Below are 20,779 nucleotides of genomic sequence, written 5' to 3' on the forward strand. Positions count from 1 at the left end.
CACGGGCCGCGGCCGATCTCAGCCGTTCGGCTGCTCTCCCCGGGCGATCTCCACACCTCGGTGCAGGTCGTGCACACCGGCGGCCACCCCGCTGCGGCGAACGGGGGCTGTGGATCGGACCGCCGCGTTCGCACACCCCTTGCTGAACGGAGCCGGACTGGTAGCGTTCGCCCATATCGTCCCAGCCGACCGGTGCGCCATCCGATGCGACAAGGGCTGATGCATGAACCGAGATGAGACGAAGAATCCGCCCCCTGGCCAACTGCGTGCTGATGAGCCGCCGTTCGGGGCATCCCGGACGAGTCCGCAGGACGCGCCACTCGTGGAGCTCACCCCCGCCGCCGCCGATCTGGTGCGTCGACTGCGGGAGGCCCACGGCCCGTTGATGTTCCACCAGTCGGGCGGCTGCTGCGACGGCAGTGCGCCCATGTGTTACCAGTACGGGGAATTCCGTACCGGCGGCTCCGACGTGCTGCTGGCCTCGCTCGATGTCGACGGGGTGGCGGAGAGCGTCCCGTTCTGGATGTCGAAGAGTCAGTTCGAGCTGTGGGCGCACACCCGCCTGATCGTCGATGTGGTGGAGGGTCGGGGCAGCGGTTTCTCTCTGGAGGCTCCGGAGGGGGTGCGGTTCCTGATCCGGTCCCGGCTCGTCCGCCCTTGAGGCGGCACCGCGTACCGCAGGTTTGCCGTAACGGCAAGAATTCTTGTGGGCGGGATAGCGGTGGCCGAATGATCGTGGCACAGGTGACACCGATGGGCGAGGCACACCCGGCCGGGTGATCCCGCGTCGACGGCCACCGCACGAGAGCTGGTCACATCCGCGAGGAGAAGCATATGCCGCTCACCGACTCTCCCTCCGCTCCGCTGCCGGACGCCGTCCACCGGCTGGTGGAGGTGCCCGGAGGCCGTATCCACGTGGTGGAACAGGGCACCGGCCCGCTGGTCCTGCTGGTCCACGGCTTCCCCGAGTCGTGGTACTCGTGGCGCCACCAGCTTCCGGCCCTTGCCACAGCAGGGTTTCGTGCGGTCGCCATCGATGTACGCGGCTACGGGCGCTCGTCGAAGCCCGGCGATGTGGAGGCGTACCGGATGCCGGCCCATGTCGCGGACAACGTCGGTGTCGTGCATGCGCTCGGTGAAGGGACCGCGACGATCGTGGGCCACGACTGGGGTTCGACCATCGCCGCCGGCAGCGCGCTGCTCATGCCCGATGTCTTCACCTCCGTGGCACTGCTCAGCGTCCCGTACGCGCCGCGGAACGGTCACCGGCCGAGCGACGTCTTCAGCCGTATCGGAGGTGCCGAGGAGTTCTATGTCAGTTACTTCCAGTCCCCGGGACGGGCCGAGGAGGAGATCGAGCCCGATGTCCGCGGCTGGCTGGCCGGGTTCTACGCCGGACTCTCCGCCGACACGATGCCTCCGGCCGGTGAGGGCAGTCTCTTCTTCGTCCCGCCGGGGGCACGGCTCCGCGACCGGTTCGCCGCCGACACCCTCCCTTCGTGGCTGAGCGAGGCCGATCTCGATTTCTACGCGGCGGAGTTCGAGCGGACCGGCCTGACGGGGGCGCTCAACAGGTATCGCAATGTCGACCGGGACTGGGAAGACCTCGCCCCCTGGGACGGTGCGCCGATCACCCAGCCCTCGCTGTTCCTCGGGGGAGAGCTCGACGCGTCGACTGCCTGGATGGCCGACGCCATCGAGAGCTTCCCCCAGACCCTTCCCGGTCTGGTCTCCTCCCACGTCCTGCCGGGGTGTGGGCACTGGATCCAGCAGGAGCGCGCCGCCGACGTCAATCGCCTGCTCACTGAATGGCTGCGCTCCCCGCAGGTCCACGGCACCCGGTGAGCCGTATCCGGCACGAGCCGCCGGTCCGCGGGAACGTCGGCGGCGCGGCGGTAGACCAGGACGTTCATCCGGTCGTCGGCGTTGTCGGTGATCGCGACATAGTCGTCGCCGTCACCGAAGAGGTCCGGCGTGGTGCCGGAGCCCTGGTTGACCGAACCGGGTTTGGTACGAGGTCGCAGATGCCGCTGGGGAAGAGGCCGCGGGCACGGAAGCCCGCGCCCGGCCTCCGGGCAGTCCGCGTGACCGCGCCCCCGGTCCCCCGGTCACCGAACGGGTGCGGAAGTCAGGGCTTGAGGCTGGTGACGACGTCGGCCGTGGCCGTCAGGCCGTTCTGAATGGTCGGCGCCATGCTCGTACCCGCGAGGAAGAACCCGAGCATGGCGCAGACCAGCGCATGCGAGATCTTCAGCCCCCCGGTGCGGAGGAAGATCACCGCAAGGATCAGCAGAAGCAGCACCAGTGAGATCGAAATGGCCATGGCCAACCTCCTTCGCCGCGCCGGAATGCGGCATTCGGCCGCCAGTGTGGCGTAGCGGAGAGGCCACCCGGCGGACTGGCATGTCCGCCATATGGGTGTTGACTGGCTGTCACGGTCCGGACGGCGCGCCCGCGTCCGGTCCCGCGACATCGGGCGTGGCCCAGAAACGGACGCGTGGCCGCTTCGGTGGGCCGTGGCGACGAGCGAGCGCAGTTGGTCCCGTTCGGCCACGGGGAAAGGGCCTGCGCCAGCCAGCTGAAGTTGTCGCTCCAACTGCTGCTGATGAGCGGGATGAACGAGGCGGTGGCCGCGGTCCCGAAGTCGTCCTCCTGGGCCGACGGTTCCGCGTACGCGGCGCGCCACGGCTTCGCGAGGAGGCTGTCCGTCCACAGCGGACGAGGAAGGGGAAAGGGGAGTACCCACTCCTTTCCACTCTCAACATATAGCGCATGGGGGGCCTTGCGGCAAGACCCGGGTCGTGCCGCAGAATCATCGGCCGAGGCCAGAACCTACGGAAATGGGGGAGTCACGAAGTGCGTGTGTTGTTGTCTACGTGCGGGTCGCGCGGGGACGTCGAACCACTGGTGGGACTCGCGGTGCAGCTGCGGGCCCTCGGCGCGGAGGTGCGGGTGTGCGCGCCGCCGGACGAGGACTTCGCCCACCGGTTGTCGGGTGTCGGTGTGCCGTTGGCGGCGGTCGGTCGGCGCGTGCGCTGGCAGCCGGGGCGCCACCGGCGTCTTCGCTGCCGGAGCGCGCGGCCGAGGTGATCGCCAGCCAGTTCGAAGTGGTCACCGCGGCGGCCGAGGGATGCGATGTGTTGGTGGCGACCGGGATGATGCCGGCCGCGGCCGGCGGGCTGTCGGTGGCCGAGAAACTGGGCATCCGCTCGGTGTCCGTGACCTTCCAGCAGCTCACCCTGCCGTCGCCGCACCACCGGCCGCTGGCGTACCCGGGCCGGCCGTTCCCGCCGGAGGTGACCGACAACCGGGTGCTGTGGGACCTGGACGCCAGCGCTGCTCGTCATGGCCACCCGGTTCGTCCCGCCGGTCCCGACGCCTTGCTGCGCGCAATGGTTGCAAGCGGCCTCAATTCGGAGCTGATGACGTGAACCCCCTGACCACCAGCGCGTTCGACCTTCCCGACCGCCTCTCCCCCAAGGCCGACCCGACGCTGATCGCCGGCGATGAGCAGCACTTCGCGGCCATCGCGGAGTGCCTCGAGCAGTCGATCGCCGAACTGTCCGACCGCCTCGATGCCGAGCGCAGGGCGCCCGGCGGCATCGGCCGGCAGGCGATGGACCGGGACATGGAGATCCACCGGCTGACCGCTCGCCTGCGCGCACTGCGTCGCTTCGGTCTGGACCTGTGCCTCGGACACATGGTCGGCCCGGACAGCCCCGAGCCGGTGTACGTCGGACGACTTGGCCTCACGGACAGCGCGGGTCGTCGGCTGCTGCTCGACTGGCGTTCTCCCGCGGCTGAGCCGTTCTTCGGAGCCACCCACGGCAACCCGATGGGTCTGGCAAGCCGCCGCAGGTATCGCTGGACCCGCGGCCGGATCAGCGACTACTGGGACGAGGTGTTCACCGCGGACGGGTTCGCCGGGCACGCCGCACTCGACGACCAGTCCGCCTTCATCGCCGGCCTGGGCAGCAACCGGTCGCCACGGATGCGAGACGTGCTCGGCACCATCCAGGCCGACCAGGACGCCATCATCCGCGCGGGATCCCGCGGCGCTCTCGTCGTCGACGGCGGTCCGGGTACGGGGAAGACCGTCGTCGCTCTGCACCGCTCCGCCTACCTCCTCTACTCCGACCCCCGCCTCGGTCACCGCCGGGGCGGCGTGATGTTCGTCGGTCCGCACCAGCCCTACCTGGGCTACGTCGCCGATGTCCTCCCCAGCCTCGGAGAGGAGGGCGTACAGACCTGCACCCTGCGGGACCTCGTCGCCGAGGGAGCCGCAGCAACGATCGAGGCCGACCCGCACGTGGCCCTCCTGAAGTCGTCTGCGAACCTGGTGAAGGCGATCGAGACAGCCGTCGGGTTCTACGAGGAGCCCCCCACCAAGGGGATGACGATCACGACCCAGTGGTCCGACATCTGGCTGAGCGCCGACGATTGGGCCGTGGCGTTCGAATCAGCAGGACCCGGTGCTCCGCACAACGAGGCGCGCGACCAGGTCTGCGAGGAGCTGCTCACGATCCTGGTGGACAAGCACGACGGCGACGTCTCGGCTGACCTGCTCCGCAAGTCGCTGCTGCAGAACAGGGAGCTGCTCACGGCCTTCGACCGCGCGTGGCCGCTGCTCGAAGCGGCCGACCTCGTCGGAGACCTGTGGTCGGTACCCGCCTACCTGCGGAAGTGCGCTCCCTGGCTCAGCCCCGATGACGTGTCGCAGCTGCAGCGCGGGGACGCCCAGGCCTGGACGGTGTCCGACCTGCCGATCCTGGACGCAGCACGGCAGCGGGTCGGCGACCCGGAGGCGTCGCGACGTAAGCGTCGGCACAACGCCTCTGTCGCCGCCGAACGCGAGCACATGGCCAACGTCATCGACGCCCTGCTTGAGGCCGATGACGACGGTGAAGGTGCGGTGACGATGCTGCGCGGACAGGATATTCAGGACACGCTGGTCGACGGGACCGTATCGCCCGGCACCGAACCGGACCTGCTCGCCGGCCCGTTCGCGCACATCGTCGTGGACGAGGCTCAGGAACTGACCGACGCAGAGTGGCAGATGTTGCTGCTCCGGTGCCCGTCCCGAAGCTTCACCGTCGTCGGGGATCGTGCCCAGGCCAGGCACGGGTTCACGCAGTCGTGGCAGGAGCGGCTCGAGCGGATCGGGCTCGACCGGATCAACCTGGCTTCTCTGAGCATCAACTACCGGACGCCGGAGGAAATCATGGCGGAAGCCGAGCCGGTCATCCGGGCCGTGCTCCCGGACGCCAACGTGCCGACCTCCATCCGCAGCAGCGACGTCCCCGTCGTACACGGATCTGCTTCGGATCTGAGCTCGGTCCTCGACAGCTGGCTCGCCGCACATGCCGACGGGATCGCCTGCGTGATCGGCGATCCCACATTCCGGACGACGTCCCGCGTCCGGTCGCTGACCCCGGAGCTGTCGAAGGGGCTCGAGTTCGACCTGGTCGTCCTCATCGACCCGGAGACATTCGGCAAGGGCATCGAAGGAGCAGTCGACCGCTATGTCGCGATGACCCGAGCGACCCAGCAACTCGTCATCCTCACGAGCTCCTGACATCGGCCGGACGAACGCCCACTCCCGGCCGAGTCGGTGGCGTTCCTGGACGCCGGCACACCACCGGTGTACGTGGACTTCGGCAGCATGCCCATGCGCGCCTCGACGGACGTCGCCCAGGTGGCCATCAAGGCGGTCCGCGCGCAGGGCCGCCGCGCAGTCGTCTCCCGCGGCTGGGCCGACCTGGCCCCGAGACCCGCGCACTCGCCGACCCGCACGACACCGCCACCGTCCGCGCCCGGCCGGTACGCCAGAGGAACCGCTCTCGAGATCATCGTCCTGGGTGGCCTGGACACTGCGGCGGACCTGCTGGAGATCATCAACACCCTGATCGAGGAACCGGAATGAGCTGCACCTACACCTCCGATGAACTACCGCCTGTAACTGGCCGTCATCGGGGACATCTCCCGGCACACCGATGCGAGCAACGCCCTGCGGGATTTCGTCCGCGAAAGCAACCGGCACCCAGCTCTGGTTCCTGCCCGAGATCGACGCGCTGCGCACACGGCTGGCACAGGTCTGACGGGGCGGAGAAGGAGACGCCGAGCGCGCATGAGTATTGACAGCGGGCGAGTCACGCAATCGGTGTCTCTTTCCTCGGATCAGCTGAAGAAGTTCGCGGAACGTGCGTGCAGCGGGTCGAGCGCGTTGAGCACCATGCAGTACGTGCCGGTGCCGTAGACGCTGCCCAAGTACCCACTGATCAGCCATGCTTCCCCTCCACCTGGATCCGCCGAATGCGGGGCTTGCCCCAGCACCCCCATTGTCGAATGCGCGAAGGGTATGGGTTCATCCGGTCGGGCTGATGGACTCCTGCGCTGCGACACGCCCGGAGATCCCCTGCCAGCCGACTGTACGGTCGCACCAGCGTTCCAGCAGCACCCGGTCGTGGCCGACGGCCAGCAGCCCGGCCCCGGACTCGCGTCGGTAGGTCTCGACCACCGCGACCAGAGCGGCGGTCGTCGACGCGTCGAGCATCGCGGTCATCTCGTCACAGATCAGCCAGCGCGGCTGCAGGACCAGCGCCCTGGCCAGACAGGCGCGCTGCAACTGGCCGTCGCTGACCTCGTGGGGACGCCGGGTCAGCAGTTCGGCCGTGAGACCGACGGCCGGTGCCAGCTCGGCCACCCGGTCCGTCACCTCTGCGCGCCGGCCTGTCGCCCGCAGCGGCTGGGCTATGAGTTCGCGCAGGCTGAGCCGGGGGTCGGCCGAGAGCCGGGGCTGTTGGAAGACGACGCCGACCGCGGTGCGCTGTGCCCGCGGGGCGCGGTGCCGCCAGCCCCGTACCGGCCGGCCGTCGAGTACGACCGTGCCCGCGTCCGGGCGATGCAGCAGGGCGGCGACCTTGGCCAGGGTGGATTTGCCGCAGCCGCTCGGGCCGAGCAGTCCGACGGACTCCCCCGGCGCGATCGTCAGGGATGCATCGCGGACGACGGGGTCGCGGGGGTCGTATCCGGCGGTGATGCGGGTGAGTTCAAGCATGGGCGGACTCCTCCGCGCCTGCCGGCACACCGTGGTGGCAGGCGAGACGGCCGTCGAACGGGGGTGGTACGGAGCACCGGTCGTCGGCGCGGCTGCAGCGGGCCGCGAACGCGCACCCGTCGGGGAGGGCTCCGAGCTCCGGCGGCATTCCTGGTATGGGGGCGAAGGCACGTTCCGGCAGGGCGTCGAGGAGGCCACGCGCGTACGGGTGGCGTGGTCCCGGCTCTCCGAAGAACCGGTCGGCGTCGGCGAGTTCGACGATGCGGCCCGCGTACATCACGGCGACCCGGTCGGCGATCCGCTCGGCCGCCGCCAGATCGTGGGTGATGATCAGCAGCGACCTGCCCCCGTCGGTGTGGCGGCGCAGTTCGTCGACGGTTCGCTCGACCAGGTCGCGGTCGAGTCCGGTGGTCGGCTCGTCGGCCAGGAGGAGGGGTGCGTCGCCGATCATGGCTAGCGCGGTCGCGGCGCGCTGGGCGAGACCGCCGGAGAGCTCGTGCGGATACCGGTCCAGGTGGCCGGCCGGGAAGGCGGCGCGCGCGGCGGCTTGCTCCGCCGCGGCGCGCAGCGCGGGCTTTCGGATGCCGGTCAGTTCACGGAGGGTCTCCTCCAGTTGGGCGCGCACCGTTCGGACCGGGGTGAGGTGGGCTGCGGGGCTCTGCGGTACGAGTCCGATGCGGCGGCCTCGCACCGTCCGGGCGAGGGTCCGTTCATCGGCGGTGAGGAGATCGGTCCCGTCACCGAGCACCGCCGAACCCTCGGTCTGTGCATTGCCGGGCAGCAGCCCCAGCAGCGCTGAGGCGAGTACGGATTTCCCGCAGCCGCTCTCGCCGACCAGAGCCAGGCACTCCCCCGCCGCGACGTCGAAGCGTGCGTCGCTGACGGCCGCGATGTGCCGCCCGCCGCGCATCCGGAAGCGGACGGAGAGCCCTCGGACGGAGAGGACCGGGGTCTGGCGGTCCGGGGTGGGCTTCACAGCATCAGCTCCGATCGGCGGCGGGGGTTGATCCGTTCCCGCCAGGCGCCGGCGAGGCCCGCCAGAGCGAGTGTCGGGATGATCAGGAACAGGCCGGGGAAGAGCGTCGGCCACCAGTCCCCGGCGAGCAGCGAACCGCGCGCCGTCTGCACGAGGTTGCCGAGGCTCGCCTGGTGGGTGGGGAGTCCGAGCCCCAGGAACGAGAGCGCGGACTCGTGCCACATGGCGTGCGGCACCATGAGCACCGCGGCGAGGCCCGCCTGCGGAAGCACTGCGGGCAGCAGGTGCCGGACGATGACCCGCCCGCGCGAGGCGCCGCCGGAGATCGCCGCGTCGATGAACGGGCGCGAGCGCAGCGACAGCACTTCGGAGCGGACGATCCGGGCCGTCGAAAGCCAGTGGGTGAGGGCGACGGACACGATCACGGGGCCGACGCCGGGCCGGAACATGGCGACGATGAAGATGCCGAGCAGCAGATGCGGTACGGAAGAGAAGGTGTCCACGAGCCGCATGACGATCCGGTCGGTCCAGCCCCCGAACGCGGCGGCGAGCGCACCGACGGCGGTCCCGATGACGGTGGCGGTGAGCCCGGCGACGATGCCGACGAGCAGCGAGACGCGAAGCCCGTAGACGCAGCGCAGCAGCAGGTCACGGCCGACATCGTCGGTGCCGAACGGGTGCTCCCAGGAGGGTGGTTGGAGTTTGGCCGCGAGGTCGACGGCCTGCTGGTCGAGCTGGACCAGCGGCGGTACGAGGAGCACTGCGAGCAGCACCGCGGCGACGATCCCGGCGGAGCTGACCACGCGGATACGGCGGGTCGTGCGGCGGTTGGGTCCGAGGACGAGTTCAGCCATCGAAGCCCACCCTCGGGTCGGCGATCGCGTACAGCAGATCGGAGAGGAGGTTGCCGAGGACGACCGCCGCGGTGGCGAGCACCGTGAGCGCCGCGAGCAGCGGGAAGTCGACGGAAGTGGCGGCCTGCACGGTGGCAGCGGCGATGCCGGGCCAGCTGAAGACCGTCTCGACGAGCAGGGCGCCGGTGATGAGTTCGGGGACGCGGGAGCCGATGAGGGTGAGCATCGGCAGCATCCCGGAGCGCAGTGCGTGGCCGAGCAGCACGGTGCGTTCGCGCAGTCCACGGGCGCGTGCGCCGCGCACCGGGTCTTCGTCCAGTGCGTCGGCGACGCCCTGGCGTACGTAGAGGAAGAACCACGGCAGCTGGGAGATCCCGAGCACGGCCGCCGGGAGCACCAGATGGGTGGCGACCTGGCCGAAGGCGACCGTGTCGCTGGCCGCGTCGGTGAGGCCGCCGGCCGGGAGCACATCGAGTTTCAGGGCGAAGAACCAGATGGCGAGCAGGCCGAGCCAGAAGGCCGGTGCGGCTTCGAGCGTGTACGCGGCGGAGCTGACGCACCGGTCGAGCAGGCCGCCGGGCCTGCGTGCGGCCAGCACACCGAGGCCCGTACCCAGGACGACGGCGACGGCGAAAGCGCTCGCGGCGAGCAGCACGGACCAGCCCATGCGTTCGCCGATGACATCGGCGACCGGCTGGCGCATCACGCTGGAGTCGCCGAGGTCGCCGCTCAGCGCGGAGGTCAGCCAGTTCCACCAGCGGGTCACAAGGGGCTGGTCGACACCGAGGTTGACCCGCAGCTGATCGAGGTTCTCCTGCGAGGCGGTGAGGCCGGCGGTGCCCGCGTACGCCTTGACCGGGTCGAAGGGGGAGGCGGCGGCGACGGCGAAGACACCGAACGTCACGGCGGCCAGGACGGGGACGGCGAGCAGCGCCCGTCGTCCCGCCATCCTGCCCATCGGCCCCCAGGGGAGGCGGTGGTTCACTTCTTCGGCGTCCAGTCCTCGATGTTCCACCACGGGCCGGATGCCAGACCGTGGTCGTGCGGTTCCACCTGGGTGGTGAGCGCGCCGAAACGGTCCTTCACGACGTAGAGATGGTCGATGTGGGTGAGGAAGGTGTATCCGGGGTTCTTCACCAGTTCGCGCTGGACGGTGTCGTAGGCGGCCTTGCGCTCGGCCTCGTCACCGCTCCTGCGGCCTGCTTCGAGGGCCTGGTCCACGGCCTTGTTGTCGTACCACGCCATGTTGTTGAAGCCGTCGCCCGCGAGCGAGGACTTCAGCAGGGTGTACTGGTCGAAGTCGGGGTCGGCGGGCGATCCGCCGCCCGCGAGGACCGCGTCCTGCTTCATCCGGGGCTCGATGACCTCCCAGGTCCCGGCCTCGGTGGTGATGTCGATGCCGGCCTTCTTGGCGTCGGAGGCGTAGGCGAGTGCGTGGTCCTGGCGGAGCTTGTCGCCGGTGAGGTACCAGAGCGGGAACGAGGCGCGTACGCCGTCCTTGGCGCGGATGCCGTCCTCGCCGGGCTTCCACCCGGCTTCGTCGAGGATTTTCTTCGCGGCGTCGAGGTCGTGGGTGCGTTCGGTGCCCTTGGCGAACCACTCGCTGTCGGTGGGGACGGGACCGTAGGCGGCCCTGCCCTCGCCGTTGAGTATGGAGTCGACCATGGCCTGCCGGTCGACGGCGACATCGAGGGCGCGCCGGATCGCGGTGTCGCCCGCGACGCTGTTGTGGGTGGGCAGGGTCACGGTGCGGTAGTCGTACGTCGTGGCGGCGTACGTGCGCGTGCCGCTGTCGCGGGCGAAACCCTTGGCCAGGTTGGGGGGCAGGATCGCGCCGTCGAGCTCGCCGGAGCGCAGCCGGGTGGCGCGTACGTCGTCGTCCTTGATGATCGCCATGGTGAACTTCTTCACCTTCGGTGCGCCGCCCCAGTAGTCGGGGTTGGCCTCGAAGCTCAGCTTCTCGCCCTTGGACCACTTGGTGAGAACGTACGGTCCGGTGCCGATGGGGTGGGTGGTGAAGGCGCCGGTGTTGACGTCCTGCCTGCCCGCGACGTGTTCGGGGGCGATGGGCAGGACGGTGCGCTGGGCGAAGGGCGCGTAGGGGTACTTGAGCGTGAAGACGACGGTGTCGTCGCCGGTCGCTTCGACGCTCTTCACCGCGTCGAGTTCGGTCCGGGACGCGTTGTTGGTCTTCTCGTCCAGGATGGTGCGGTAGGTGAAGACGACGTCCTCGGCGCCGAACGGCTTCCCGTCGCTGAACTTCACGCCGCGGCGGAGCTTGTACGTGTACGTCAGTCCGTCGTCGCTCACCTCGGGCAGGGCGGTGGCGAGCGCGGGCCGCAGCTTCATGTTCCCGTCGAGGGCGAGCAGCCCGTCGAAGATCTTGGAGTTGCCGTCCTTGCCGTAGCCGAGGAGTGGGCTGAGGCTGTCGGGCTCGTAGGCGATACCGACCACCGCCGAGTCCCCGGCACCCGAACCGGAGCTGCTGCCGTCCGAGCCACCCGGTTGTGAACAGGCTGCCGCGGTCAACGACAGTACGGTCGCCAGTGTCGCGGCGACCGCTCCCCGTATCGATCGGGCCGTCATACTCTGCACATCCCTTATTGAAGATCGACTGTTATTGCGACTCGGTCGCAATTAAACAACAGGTAAAGGGATGCCCGGTACCCCGCCGGACGGGGAAACGGCGGAGCGGAGGCGCGTGAACACGCACCTCCGCTCCCAAGTCCCGCTGTGCCGCAGGCCGTTCCCTGCGTCCGGTTACGGCGCGGGCAGTTCCACGAGTTCGGCAATGGCCTCGCGATGGTGTCCGGCCGTGCCGTATGCGATCGAGTCGGCCTTGGCGCGCTTGAGGTACAGGTGCGCCGGGTGCTCCCAGGTCATGCCGATGCCGCCGTGCAGCTGGATGCACTCCTCCGCCGCATGCACCGCGACCTTCGAGCAGTACGCCTGCGCGACGGCCACCGCCAACGGCGTGCCGGGGCTGCCGGTCGCGAGGGCGTCCGCGGCGTTTCGCGCGGCGGCGCGAGCCGACACGACCTCCAGCCAGAGCTGCGCCATGCGGTGCTTGAGGGACTGGAACGAGCCGACGGGCCGGTTGAACTGGTGTCGTTCGCGGGTGTAGCGAACCGTCTCGGTCAGGCACCACTCGGCGAGTCCGAGCTGTTCGGAGGCGAGCAGTCCAGCGCCCGCCAGCAGCCCTCGGCGCACGGCGGAGACTGCGGACGCGCCGTCGGCCAGGCGGGTTCCGGCGGCTCCGGCGACGTTGACGGTGGCGAGCGGGCGGGTCAGGTCGAGCGAAACGAGCGGCTCGACGGTGACACCGGCGGTGCCGGTCTCCACCGCGTACAGACCGTCGGTCGTCGGCACCAGCAGCACATCGGCCGTGGCCGCGTCGGCGACGCCGGTCACCATCCCCTCCACCGCGCCGGCCACGACACCGGCGGGCTGCGCCGCGTCGGGCACCGGGGCGGCGAACGGCACTGCGAGGACCGCGGTCCTGCGTCCGGTGGCGAGGTCGCCGAGGAGTTCGGCGACGGGTCCGTCCTGCGCCGCAAGCGAGAGGAGCGTCTCGGTGGCGACGACCGCACTCGTCAGATACGGCGCGGGGGCGACGCTGCGGCCCAGCTCCTCCAGGACCACCGCGGCCTCCCGGTGTCCCGCACCCTGCCCGCCCAGCTTCTCCGGCACCAGCAGCCCGGCGGTGCCGATGCCGGCGGCGAGGGCCTTCCATAGCTGCGGGTCGTACGGCGTGCCGGACTCGATGCGGGCGAGCACCGTCGGCGCGTCGCACCGGTCGGCGAGCAGCGAACGCACCGCTGCCCGCAGATCGTCCTCGGCCTCCGAATACAGCAGATCAGGTGCCTGGGTCTCTTCGGTCGGTGCGGTCATCGGGCCAGGTCCTTCCAGGCGACGTCCTTGTCGTTGCGCGGCTCGACGGGCAGGCCGAGGACGCGCTCGGCAACGATGTTGAGCAGCACCTCGCTGGTACCGCCCTCGATGGAGTTGCCCTTGGAGCGGAGGTAGCGGTAGCCGGCGTCACGTCCGGTGAAGTCGACGATCTCCGGGCGGCGCATGGTCCAGTCGCTGTACAACAGACCTTCCTGGCCGAGGAGTTCGACTTCCAGGCCGCTGATCTCCTGGTTGAGGCGGGCGAAGGCGAGCTTCATGCCGGAGCCTTCGGGACCGGGCTGTCCGGCGACGAGCTGCTGGCGCAGCCTGGAGCCGGTGAGCCTGGCCACCTCGGCCTCGACCCAAAGGGTCAACAGGCGCTGATGGAGGTCGTGGGTGCGCAGTTCGGGACGCGCGCGCCAGGTGCGGGCCACCGGGCCGATCATGCCGCCCTCGCGCGGGATGCGTGCTCCGCCGATGGAGACCCGCTCGTTCATCAGGGTGGTCTGGGCGACCTTCCAGCCTTCGCCGACCGGGCCGAGGCGCCTGCTGTCCGGGATGCGCACGCCGGTCAGGAAGACCTCGTTGAACTCGGCCTCACCGGTGATCTGGCGCAGCGGCCTGACCTCGACGCCGGGGTCGGTCATGTCGCAGATGAAGTAGCTGATGCCGCGGTGCTTGGGCTGGTCCGGGTCGGTGCGGGCGATGAGGATCGCCCAGCGGGCCAGATGGGCGCTGGACGTCCAGACCTTCTGTCCGTCGACCACCCAGTCCTCGCCGTCGCGGACGGCGCGGGTGCCGAGTGCGGCGAGGTCGGAACCGGCGCCCGGTTCGCTGAAGAGCTGGCACCAGACCTCTTCGCCGACCCACAGCGGCCGCAGAAAGCGCTGTTTCTGCTCGTCCGTGCCGTAGCCGAGGATGGTGGGGGCGGCCATGCCGAGGCCGATGCCGATCCGGCGCGGATCGTTGTCGGGGGCGCCCGCGGCGGCGAGTTCGGCGTCGACGACGGGCTGCAGGGAGCGCGGCGCGTCGAGGCCCCCGAGGCCGGCCGGGTAGTGCACCCAGGCGAGTCCGGCGTCGAAGCGGGCCCTGAGGAAGCCGGTGCGGTCGGTGGTGACCGGGGGGTGTGCGGCCAGCAGGTCCTGGGTGCGGCGGCGGAGTTCGGCCGCGTCAGGGGTTGTCATCGGTCAGCTCCTGTCGGGAGGACGACGATCCGGCCGGTGCTGATGCCGTCGGCGACCCGCTGGACGGCGACTGCGGCCCCGGCCAGCCCGACCCGCTCGCTGATCAGCGGCTTGATGACGCCCTGAGCCGCGAGCCGGGTGAGTTCGTCGTGGCAGGCGCGGACCGCGGCCGGGTCCTTGGTGTTGTACAGGCCCCAGTGGAGTCCGAGGACCGAGTAGTTCTTGACGAGGGCGTGGTTCAGCGCCGGGGTGGGGATGACGCCGCTCGCGAAGCCCACGACGATCACCCGGCCCTCGAAGGCGATGCACTTCACGGACTTGGCGTACGCATCGCCACCGACCGGGTCGTACACAACGTCGGCGCCGCGTCCGCCGGTGGCTTCCTTGACCGCGGTGACGATGTCCTCGCTGCGGCGGTCGACGACCAGGTCGCAGCCGAGCTCTGTGGCGATCTTCGCTTTCTCGGAGCCGCCGACGACACCGATGACGGTGGCTCCAGCCGCCTTGCCGAGCTGGACGGCCGCGCTGCCGACACCGCCGGCCGCTGCGTGCACCAGGAGGGTCTCGCCCGCCTGGAGGTGCGCCCTGCGGTGCAGGCCGAACCAGCCGGTCTGGTAACCGATGTGCAGGGCAGCGGCCTCGGCGTCGTCGAGGGCGTCCGGGGCGGGCAGGAGGGCCGCCTCGTCCGCGACGACGTACTCGGCGAATCCGCCGTTCGGCAGGGCGGGGGTGGCGAGCACCCTCCGTCCGTCCGCCGTCCTGCCGCAGATCTCCACGCCGGGCGTGAACGGCAGCGGCGGCCGCACCTGGTACTGGCCGCGGCAGAGCAGCGCGTCGGGGAAGTTGATGTTCGCCGCGAGCACCTCGATGAGCACCTGCCCGACGCCGCTTGTGGGCCGGTCGGTCTCTTCGAGCCGCATCACCTCGCTCGGCTCGCCGTTCCGGTGCACTCGCCATGCCTGCATGAGGGGCCTCCACAACACTGTCGGCATTACCACTGCTCCGGCGCATACTAAGCGGTCGCTTGCCTCTCTGGGAACAACCTGCCGGTGCCGGTTTCGGCCGGAGGCGGACATGGATGCGCCCGGTCCGGCCCGAAGTACTTCGGGCCGGACCGGGCGTGGGACTGGTCTACGGACCTGCCCGGGGAGATGAACGGCGCAGTCCCGCTCGCGATCCCCCCGTCAGGCCTCAGTCTTGGCCGACCACCACCACTTCGGCGATCTGCGGCGCCGCCGACCCCGCGCTCCAGACCAGGCGTACCGCGTCGGCCGTACGGCCCGCGGTGGATACCTCGGTGTACGGGCCGACGAGCGCGCCGACGGTCTGCCACGTTCCGTCGGTGCCCCGCAGCTGGATGTCGGCTCGGCCCACCGACCCGGCCGGCTGCAGGACGGTGACGGACCGCACGGGACGCGCGGCGACGAGCCCCAGCTCCAGCGCCTCCCCGGCCTCCGGAGCGCGAGCCGCCCGGTAGACGGTGCCCGGGTCTCCGTCGGACGCCGCCCGCAGCGAGGATCCGTTCGCGGCGGGCGGTCCGCCGGTCACCGCCCCGTCCTGGGTCACGACGCTGAACTCCCGTACGACGAGCCAGTTGTCCTGGCCCGCGGTCGCCCGTGCCCGCACATAGCGGGCCTTCGTTCCGGCGGCCACGGTCACGGTGACGTCCGGCTTCCCGGAGAAGGCGGTGAGCTGCTGCCAGCTCTGCCCGTCGGCCGAGTACTCGAGCACCCCCTCGTGGAGGTAGTCGTCGGCACTGCCCGGCTTGGCCATGGCGAGGGTGATGTCGCCGATGTCCCGCGCCCGGCCCAGGTCCACGGTGATCCGGTCACCTGCGGCGGGCGCGCCGTCGCTCCAGAAGTAGGTGGAGTCGTCGCCGTCCAGCATCCGCGCGAGCGTGTTGCTCTGGTACGTGCCCAGGCTGGTCGATGCCGAGGGCCGACCGCTCACCCCGAGGATCCGGTCGTGCTCGGCGTTCGCCGCGTCGATGAACCGGTCCAGTACCCCGTCGCCGACGGCGACCGGCACCTTGCCGCCGTCGAGGCCGGTGTACGTGAAGGACTTCGCCGCGGTGACCTGTGCCGGCAGCTGCTGCCGGAGCTCCCAGGCCTGCGCTCCCTTTCCGGCTCGGGCCGCCTCGACCATGCGCAGGGCAGTGCGGGCGGCTGTCGCCCAGGACTCGGTCGCATCCAGCCAGGGGCCGGAGTCGGCGACGAAGCCCCGGTCCGGGAGGCTGCTGCGCAACCGGTCGGGCGCGGAGCCGAGCGCACCGAGCACCGAGGAAAGCCGGGCGGCGTCACCGGACTTCCAGTAGCCGGCGAAATCGGCCGCCAGTTCGGGGGCCTGGTCCTTGTTGAGTGCCGAGCTGTAGTTGACGTCGGCGAAGGCCCGCAGCGCCTTCTCCGTGCGGGGGTCGCCGCCCGCGTACTCCTTCAGTCCCTCGCCCCATGAGGCGCGGGGGTCGTACGCGGCGTCGTTCCAGGCGTAGTCGGCAACAGTATGGAGCGCGATCTTCGAGGCGTACGGCTGGATCATCGGGTTTGCGGTGATCCCGGCAAGCTTGCCGGGCAGACCCTTCTCCCGTCCGTTGAACGGGCCGAGCAGCAGCCGGTTGGTCGCATAGTCGTTGACCGGGTAGTTGTCCCACGTCAGGATCGGGTGGTTGAAGACCGTGCGGGCGGCGTCGGCCTGTGCGACGGTCATGGTCGGCGCGACGACACCGACACCGGTCCATTCGACGAGTACATCGGGGTCGAGCTGCTCGGACAGCGCCTTCTTGTACGGCGACGCGGAGACGTCGTAGTACTCGGTGGGGACCATCTGGAGCGGCTGGGCGCCCGGGTGGGTGGAGATGAACTCCTTGTTGACCCGGTTGAGCAGATAGGCCTGCGCCGCGCCTGCCGCAGCGCCGCCGGTCCCCCACTTCGCCTTGTCCTCGGCGCAGTTCCAGTCGGTGTAGCTGATGTCGTCGAGGGGCACGGCGAAGGTCCGTACTCCGATGTCCCAGATCGTCTGGAACTTGTCGACCAGCGCCTTGGCGTCGACGTCCGAGCTGTAACAGACGGAGAGGCCGGGCGAGAGCGCGTACGTGAACTCCACATGCCGCTGGACGGACCGGTCGGTGAGCTCCTTGATCTGGGCCAGCCGGTCGGCGGGGTAGGCGTCGCGCCACTTCGCGCGGAGATACGGGTCGTCCTTCGGCGAGTACACATAGATGTTCATCTTGTGCTCGCCGTAGTAGTCGAGCTGGTCGAGCCTGGCCTCGTGCGACCACGGGGTGCCGTAGAAGCCCTCGATGACGCCGCGCAGTGCGGTGCCGGGCCAGTCGCGTACCGCGAGTCCGGCGACCTCGGCACCCGGATGCTTCGCCCGCGGCAGGACCTGACGCAGAGTCTGTGCGGCGTAGTACGTGCCGGTGGTGTCCTTGCCGGCGAGGACGATGCGACCGGCGCCGATGCCGAGGACATAGCCGTCGGCGGGCAGCGCGGACGGGCCGTCGAGGTGCTGGGCGGCGAGCGCGGCGGAGTCACCGACATGGACGGTGAGCCCGCTCCTGCCGGGTCTGTCGCTGCGTACGACGCGCTGTGCACCGGCCCGGCGCAGCGCGGTCTCCACCACCTTGAGGGATGGTTCGTCGGAGGTTGCGCCCGCCACCAGGGTGACGGTGGGGCTGATGGTGATCCGGTCGGATCGGCTCTTCACGGACTGCGGGGTCGGCGTGATGGCGGGGGTCCGCTGCCCCGCCGCGGCCTTCGCCGGGGTGGCGGGGCGGGCGCTGTCGGCTGCCTGGGCGGGCGGCACGGCGGTCAGCAGACCACCGGCGAGCAGGGTCGCCGCCGCGCCTAGCGCGGTGAGACGGGATGGGCGAGGCGTCACTGGTCCTCCATTGATCACTCAAGTCACCGGAGTCGCACAACACAACAAGACCGAATTCAACATCGTGTCGCTTGCATGTCAATGGTCTGGACAACATCAACACGTGGACCTGGAGCTTTGTACTCAGAAGCGGTACCCATGCGTGCATGACGGAGAACATGTACACCCCTGGGCTGCCCGCCCCTCCCCCGATGGGCGCGAGCGCGCTCCCGGCCGGCGCGTACGACGGCTGCGTGGTGCTGGAGACGGGTGCCGGCTCGGGACCGGGCAAGGCGATCGCGGCGGAATTCGCCCGACTCGGGACCCACTTGGTGATCGTGAGCAGGAAGGCCGAGCGGGTTTCGACGGTGACGTTTGCACTGGTCCCCGGCTCATAAAGTGCCGGGAGCCGTAACACCGGCGGAGGTCGTGGCGGGTGCGGTAGGCGGCCGGTGAGAGCTCCGGGCTGCTGCTGGGCCGTCACCGGGGTGCGGGCGGCCGCCACACCGGGTGGGTGCGGCGGCCGTGGGTGGGATCGGCTCGTGGTTCGAGTCAGTCAGCCCGGAGCAGGGCGTGCAGCTCGGCGGTGTCGATGATGTGGGCCCGTGAGGGGAAAACTTGATGGAGGAGGACGTTGTGGACTTCGGTGTCTGGGTCGGCGACGCCGTCGGACAGGACGTAGAGCTGGTAGTCGCGGTCGGCCGCGTCGATGACGGTGGACAGGACGACGCCGCTGGTACTGATGCCGGAGACGACCAGAGTGGTGATGCCGCGCTCGCGCAGCTGCTGGTCGAGGTCGGTGGTGGACATGCCGCCGTAGCGGATCTTGCGCACGACGATGTCGCCGTCCTGGTGAGCCAGGCGCTCGTGAATGGCAGCGGCAGGGTCCTCGTGGTGCATGACGCGGTGTTGGGCCAGCGGGGCGAAGGACTTGTTGGTGGCCGGGATCGCGTCCCAGTCGGCCTCGGTGAAGCCGACGCGTACGTAGGCGATGGTGCCGCCGTTTGCGCGAACGGCGGCGATGGCCCCCTCCACGCGATCGAGCAGGGCTTTGCCGTCCCCGTCTTCGGGCAGAAGGGCCAGGATCGCGGGCTGGAGGTCCATGACGAGAAGAGCGGTGTGCGTGGGGTCCAGTGCGAGGGTAGTGCTCACGCGAGTGTTCTCCTTGCTGGTGGTGTGCGCCTGTCGACGCGGACGCGCATCGGCGGACCAGCCGCTTCCTGCGGGCTTCAGCGGCGAGTTTCGGTGTGTCATGAGTGGCTATGGTCCAGATCCGGCTCGTGCTGCGGCCTGTGGTCGTGGCGGGGAAGCAGGAGCGGGGTGGTCAGGATGAGCAGTCCCGCGACCGTGAGAGCAGTGCGTGGGCTGGTGACGTCGGCGAGCAGCCCGGCGAGCGCGGTGAGGATGGCGATGGACGCCTGTTGGCCGATTGACCAGGCCGACAGGGTGCGGGCGATGAGATGCTTGGGGGTGTGTTCGAGCCGGTAGGTGGCGAGCACCGGGGTGTACAGGCTCATGTTGATGATGATCGCCAGTTCGACAGCTATCACGGTGACGAGGCCGACGACGCCGGGACGGACGAAGGCCAGGCCGATCAGCCAGATGGCGCGCAGGGTGCCGACGGTCCGGAAGACCCCGTGCTGGCCGTAGCGGGCCACGACACGGCGGGCCAGCCGGGAGCCGATGAGTCCGCCGACGCAGGGGGCGGCGAAGGCGAGGCCGTACTGCCAGGGTGGGAACCCGAGCTGGCGAAGCAGGAGCACGGCCAGCAGCGGCTCGGTGGCCATGATCAGACCGGCGACGAGCATGTTGTTGAGGTAGAGCGCCCGCAAGACGGGATGGCCCATGATGTGCCGCCAGCCGTCAAGCAATGCGCCCGCCCGGGCCGGGCTTTTGCCGGTTGGTTGCGGCGCTTCTTCCCGGCCGTGAATCGCGGTGATGCACAGCGCAGAGAACAGGTAGCTGAGCGCGTCGGCCACCACGGTGGTGACCGGCCCGAACAGGCCGATCGCCGCCCCGCCCAGCGGTGGCCCGACCGCGATGGAGCTCCAGTTCGTGGACTCGAATCGCGCGTTGGCCACGAGCAGGTCATCCGGCCGGACGAGGGCCTTGAGGTAGGCGCCGCTGGACGCGTTGAAGGCGATCTTGGCTGCGGCGACCACGGCCGAGATCACGAGCAGTTGGACGAAACTGAGCCGACCGAAGGCGTAGGCGACCGGGATCGTCGCCATGACCGCAAACCGGGTCAGGTCCATCGCGATCATGACCGGGCGCTTGCGCCGAAACTCCACCCACGGCGCGAGTGGCAGCGCGATCAGCGCGCCCACCGCAGGCCCCACCGCGGACAGCGCGGACACCTCAGCGGGACTGGCGTGCAACGCCAGCACGGCGATCAGCGGGAATGCACCGAACCCCAGCCCGGACCCATAGGCGCTCACCGCATATGCCGCCCACAGCCAGCGGAACTGCCGGCCCAACGGTCTCCTGCCCACCATGCTCAGCACGCCCCCTTGATGTCCCACCCGAACAGACCGACGTCGACCAGTGAGAGCTAAGCGAGCAGCACAGCAGCAGGTCAAACAACTGCCCTACCAGCGATTCACAACCATCCGTTGTTCACTAAGACCGACCGGCAAATGGGGGGGTGGGAGAAGGAGCGGGGCTGGGCGCGTGCAGCTGCAAGGCGGAGGATCGATGCATTGCTGAGCCATGGTGAGTGACGACAACGCCGGAGGGGGTCCCCCCTGGCCCTTAAGGCCTTGGGGGAGTGCGTGCCCGGCCCCGCGACGCCGCCCCCCATTTGCCGGTCGGTCCAAGGTGGATCGGCGTGGATCTCGAAGCCGTATGTACCTTCGTCGCTGTCGCGGAAGCGGGCCAGTTCCAGGAAGCCGCCGCTGGCCTGTCGATCACCCAGCAGGCCGTCTCCAAACGCATCGCCGGGCTAGAGAAAGACACCGGGTAC

At 70.0% G+C, this 20,779-nt stretch carries 18 protein-coding genes and 3 pseudogenes; 8 read left to right on the top strand and 13 right to left on the bottom strand.

The features are described 5' to 3' along the window. Positions 1 to 322: 322 nt before the first annotated feature. Together ACZ7IB_RS14800 and ACZ7IB_RS14805 are read left to right on the top strand one after the other, a co-directional pair. A complete protein-coding gene (locus ACZ7IB_RS14800) occupies positions 323 to 661 on the top strand; it encodes a DUF779 domain-containing protein (protein WP_470912923.1) in 339 nt (112 codons plus the stop codon). 173 nt (positions 662 to 834) lie between these two features. Beyond that, a complete protein-coding gene (locus ACZ7IB_RS14805; protein ID WP_470912850.1) occupies positions 835 to 1,845 on the top strand; it encodes an alpha/beta fold hydrolase in 1,011 nt (336 codons plus the stop codon). Positions 1,846 to 2,128: 283 nt separating this feature from the next. Here ACZ7IB_RS14805 and ACZ7IB_RS14810 read toward each other — a convergent pair whose 3' ends face one another. Together ACZ7IB_RS14810 and ACZ7IB_RS14815 are read right to left on the bottom strand one after the other, a co-directional pair. Next, the gene (locus tag ACZ7IB_RS14810; protein ID WP_470912851.1) at positions 2,129 to 2,323 is read right to left on the bottom strand and encodes a hypothetical protein; all 195 of its coding nucleotides are present in this window, start codon (positions 2,321 to 2,323) and stop codon (positions 2,129 to 2,131) included. Between the two features lie 136 nt (positions 2,324 to 2,459). Next, positions 2,460 to 2,649, bottom strand: a pseudogene (locus tag ACZ7IB_RS14815) (hypothetical protein); the annotation flags it as partial. A 123-nt stretch (positions 2,650 to 2,772) separates the two neighbouring features. Between ACZ7IB_RS14815 and ACZ7IB_RS14820 the strand changes: the two are divergent. From ACZ7IB_RS14820 to ACZ7IB_RS14835, 4 genes and pseudogenes are all read left to right on the top strand, one after another. Further along, a complete protein-coding gene (locus ACZ7IB_RS14820; protein ID WP_470912852.1) occupies positions 2,773 to 3,090 on the top strand; it encodes a glycosyltransferase in 318 nt (105 codons plus the stop codon). Further along, a complete protein-coding gene (locus tag ACZ7IB_RS14825) occupies positions 3,087 to 3,431 on the top strand; it encodes a hypothetical protein (protein WP_470912853.1) in 345 nt (114 codons plus the stop codon). Before ACZ7IB_RS14820 ends, ACZ7IB_RS14825 begins: the two co-directional genes overlap by 4 nt. After that, positions 3,428 to 5,575 (top strand): RNA polymerase recycling motor ATPase HelR, encoded by a 2,148-nt coding sequence (helR, locus tag ACZ7IB_RS14830; RefSeq protein WP_470912854.1) that lies wholly within the window; start codon positions 3,428 to 3,430, stop codon positions 5,573 to 5,575. The genes ACZ7IB_RS14825 and helR overlap by 4 nt, the downstream gene beginning before the upstream one ends. Before the next feature lie 6 nt (positions 5,576 to 5,581). Continuing rightward, a pseudogene (locus tag ACZ7IB_RS14835) lies at positions 5,582 to 5,767 on the top strand (glycosyltransferase); the annotation flags it as partial. A 597-nt stretch (positions 5,768 to 6,364) separates the two neighbouring features. Here the strand turns inward: ACZ7IB_RS14835 and ACZ7IB_RS14840 are convergent. From ACZ7IB_RS14840 to ACZ7IB_RS14880, 9 genes are all read right to left on the bottom strand, one after another. Beyond that, positions 6,365 to 7,057: an ABC transporter ATP-binding protein gene (locus ACZ7IB_RS14840; protein ID WP_470912855.1), complete on the bottom strand. Its 693-nt coding sequence runs from the start codon at positions 7,055 to 7,057 to the stop codon at positions 6,365 to 6,367. Continuing rightward, positions 7,050 to 7,967, bottom strand: a complete 918-nt coding sequence (locus ACZ7IB_RS14845) for an ABC transporter ATP-binding protein (RefSeq protein ID WP_470912924.1) — start codon at positions 7,965 to 7,967, stop codon at positions 7,050 to 7,052. Before ACZ7IB_RS14845 ends, ACZ7IB_RS14840 begins: the two co-directional genes overlap by 8 nt. Before the next feature lie 62 nt (positions 7,968 to 8,029). Next, the gene (locus ACZ7IB_RS14850; protein WP_470912856.1) at positions 8,030 to 8,887 is read right to left on the bottom strand and encodes an ABC transporter permease; all 858 of its coding nucleotides are present in this window, start codon (positions 8,885 to 8,887) and stop codon (positions 8,030 to 8,032) included. Beyond that, complete coding sequence (locus ACZ7IB_RS14855) at positions 8,880 to 9,845, bottom strand: ABC transporter permease (protein WP_470912925.1); 966 nt, start codon at positions 9,843 to 9,845, stop codon at positions 8,880 to 8,882. Before ACZ7IB_RS14855 ends, ACZ7IB_RS14850 begins: the two co-directional genes overlap by 8 nt. Positions 9,846 to 9,868: 23 nt before the next feature. Next, positions 9,869 to 11,473: an ABC transporter substrate-binding protein gene (locus tag ACZ7IB_RS14860; RefSeq protein WP_470912857.1), complete on the bottom strand. Its 1,605-nt coding sequence runs from the start codon at positions 11,471 to 11,473 to the stop codon at positions 9,869 to 9,871. Positions 11,474 to 11,647: 174 nt separating this feature from the next. Then, on the bottom strand, positions 11,648 to 12,778 hold the full coding sequence (locus ACZ7IB_RS14865; RefSeq protein WP_470912858.1) for an acyl-CoA dehydrogenase family protein: 1,131 nt from the start codon (positions 12,776 to 12,778) through the stop codon (positions 11,648 to 11,650). Then, positions 12,775 to 13,962 carry an acyl-CoA dehydrogenase family protein gene (locus ACZ7IB_RS14870; RefSeq protein WP_470912859.1) on the bottom strand — a complete coding sequence of 396 codons (1,188 nt, stop codon included), beginning with the start codon at positions 13,960 to 13,962 and terminating at the stop codon, positions 12,775 to 12,777. Before ACZ7IB_RS14870 ends, ACZ7IB_RS14865 begins: the two co-directional genes overlap by 4 nt. Further along, positions 13,959 to 14,927, bottom strand: a complete 969-nt coding sequence (locus ACZ7IB_RS14875) for an NADPH:quinone oxidoreductase family protein (protein WP_470912860.1) — start codon at positions 14,925 to 14,927, stop codon at positions 13,959 to 13,961. The genes ACZ7IB_RS14870 and ACZ7IB_RS14875 overlap by 4 nt, the downstream gene beginning before the upstream one ends. A 226-nt stretch (positions 14,928 to 15,153) precedes the next feature. Next, complete coding sequence (locus ACZ7IB_RS14880) at positions 15,154 to 17,838, bottom strand: beta-N-acetylglucosaminidase domain-containing protein (RefSeq protein WP_470912861.1); 2,685 nt, start codon at positions 17,836 to 17,838, stop codon at positions 15,154 to 15,156. Between the two features lie 146 nt (positions 17,839 to 17,984). Here ACZ7IB_RS14880 and ACZ7IB_RS14885 point away from each other — a divergent pair, with 146 nt between their 5' ends. Then, positions 17,985 to 18,215 (top strand): hypothetical protein, encoded by a 231-nt coding sequence (locus ACZ7IB_RS14885; protein WP_470912862.1) that lies wholly within the window; start codon positions 17,985 to 17,987, stop codon positions 18,213 to 18,215. A 154-nt stretch (positions 18,216 to 18,369) separates the two neighbouring features. On the opposite strand, the gene ACZ7IB_RS14890 is transcribed toward ACZ7IB_RS14885, so the two are convergent. Both ACZ7IB_RS14890 and ACZ7IB_RS14895 read right to left on the bottom strand, forming a co-directional pair. After that, positions 18,370 to 18,969: a cysteine hydrolase family protein gene (locus ACZ7IB_RS14890; RefSeq protein WP_470912863.1), complete on the bottom strand. Its 600-nt coding sequence runs from the start codon at positions 18,967 to 18,969 to the stop codon at positions 18,370 to 18,372. Positions 18,970 to 19,067: 98 nt separating this feature from the next. Continuing rightward, positions 19,068 to 20,312, bottom strand: a complete 1,245-nt coding sequence (locus ACZ7IB_RS14895; RefSeq protein WP_470912864.1) for an MFS transporter — start codon at positions 20,310 to 20,312, stop codon at positions 19,068 to 19,070. 332 nt (positions 20,313 to 20,644) lie between these two features. Here ACZ7IB_RS14895 and ACZ7IB_RS14900 point away from each other — a divergent pair. After that, a pseudogene (locus ACZ7IB_RS14900) lies at positions 20,645 to 20,771 on the top strand (LysR family transcriptional regulator); the annotation flags it as partial. Positions 20,772 to 20,779 lie beyond the last annotated feature (8 nt).

The sequence above is a fragment of the Streptomyces sp. NPDC037301 genome, from assembly GCF_055602785.1.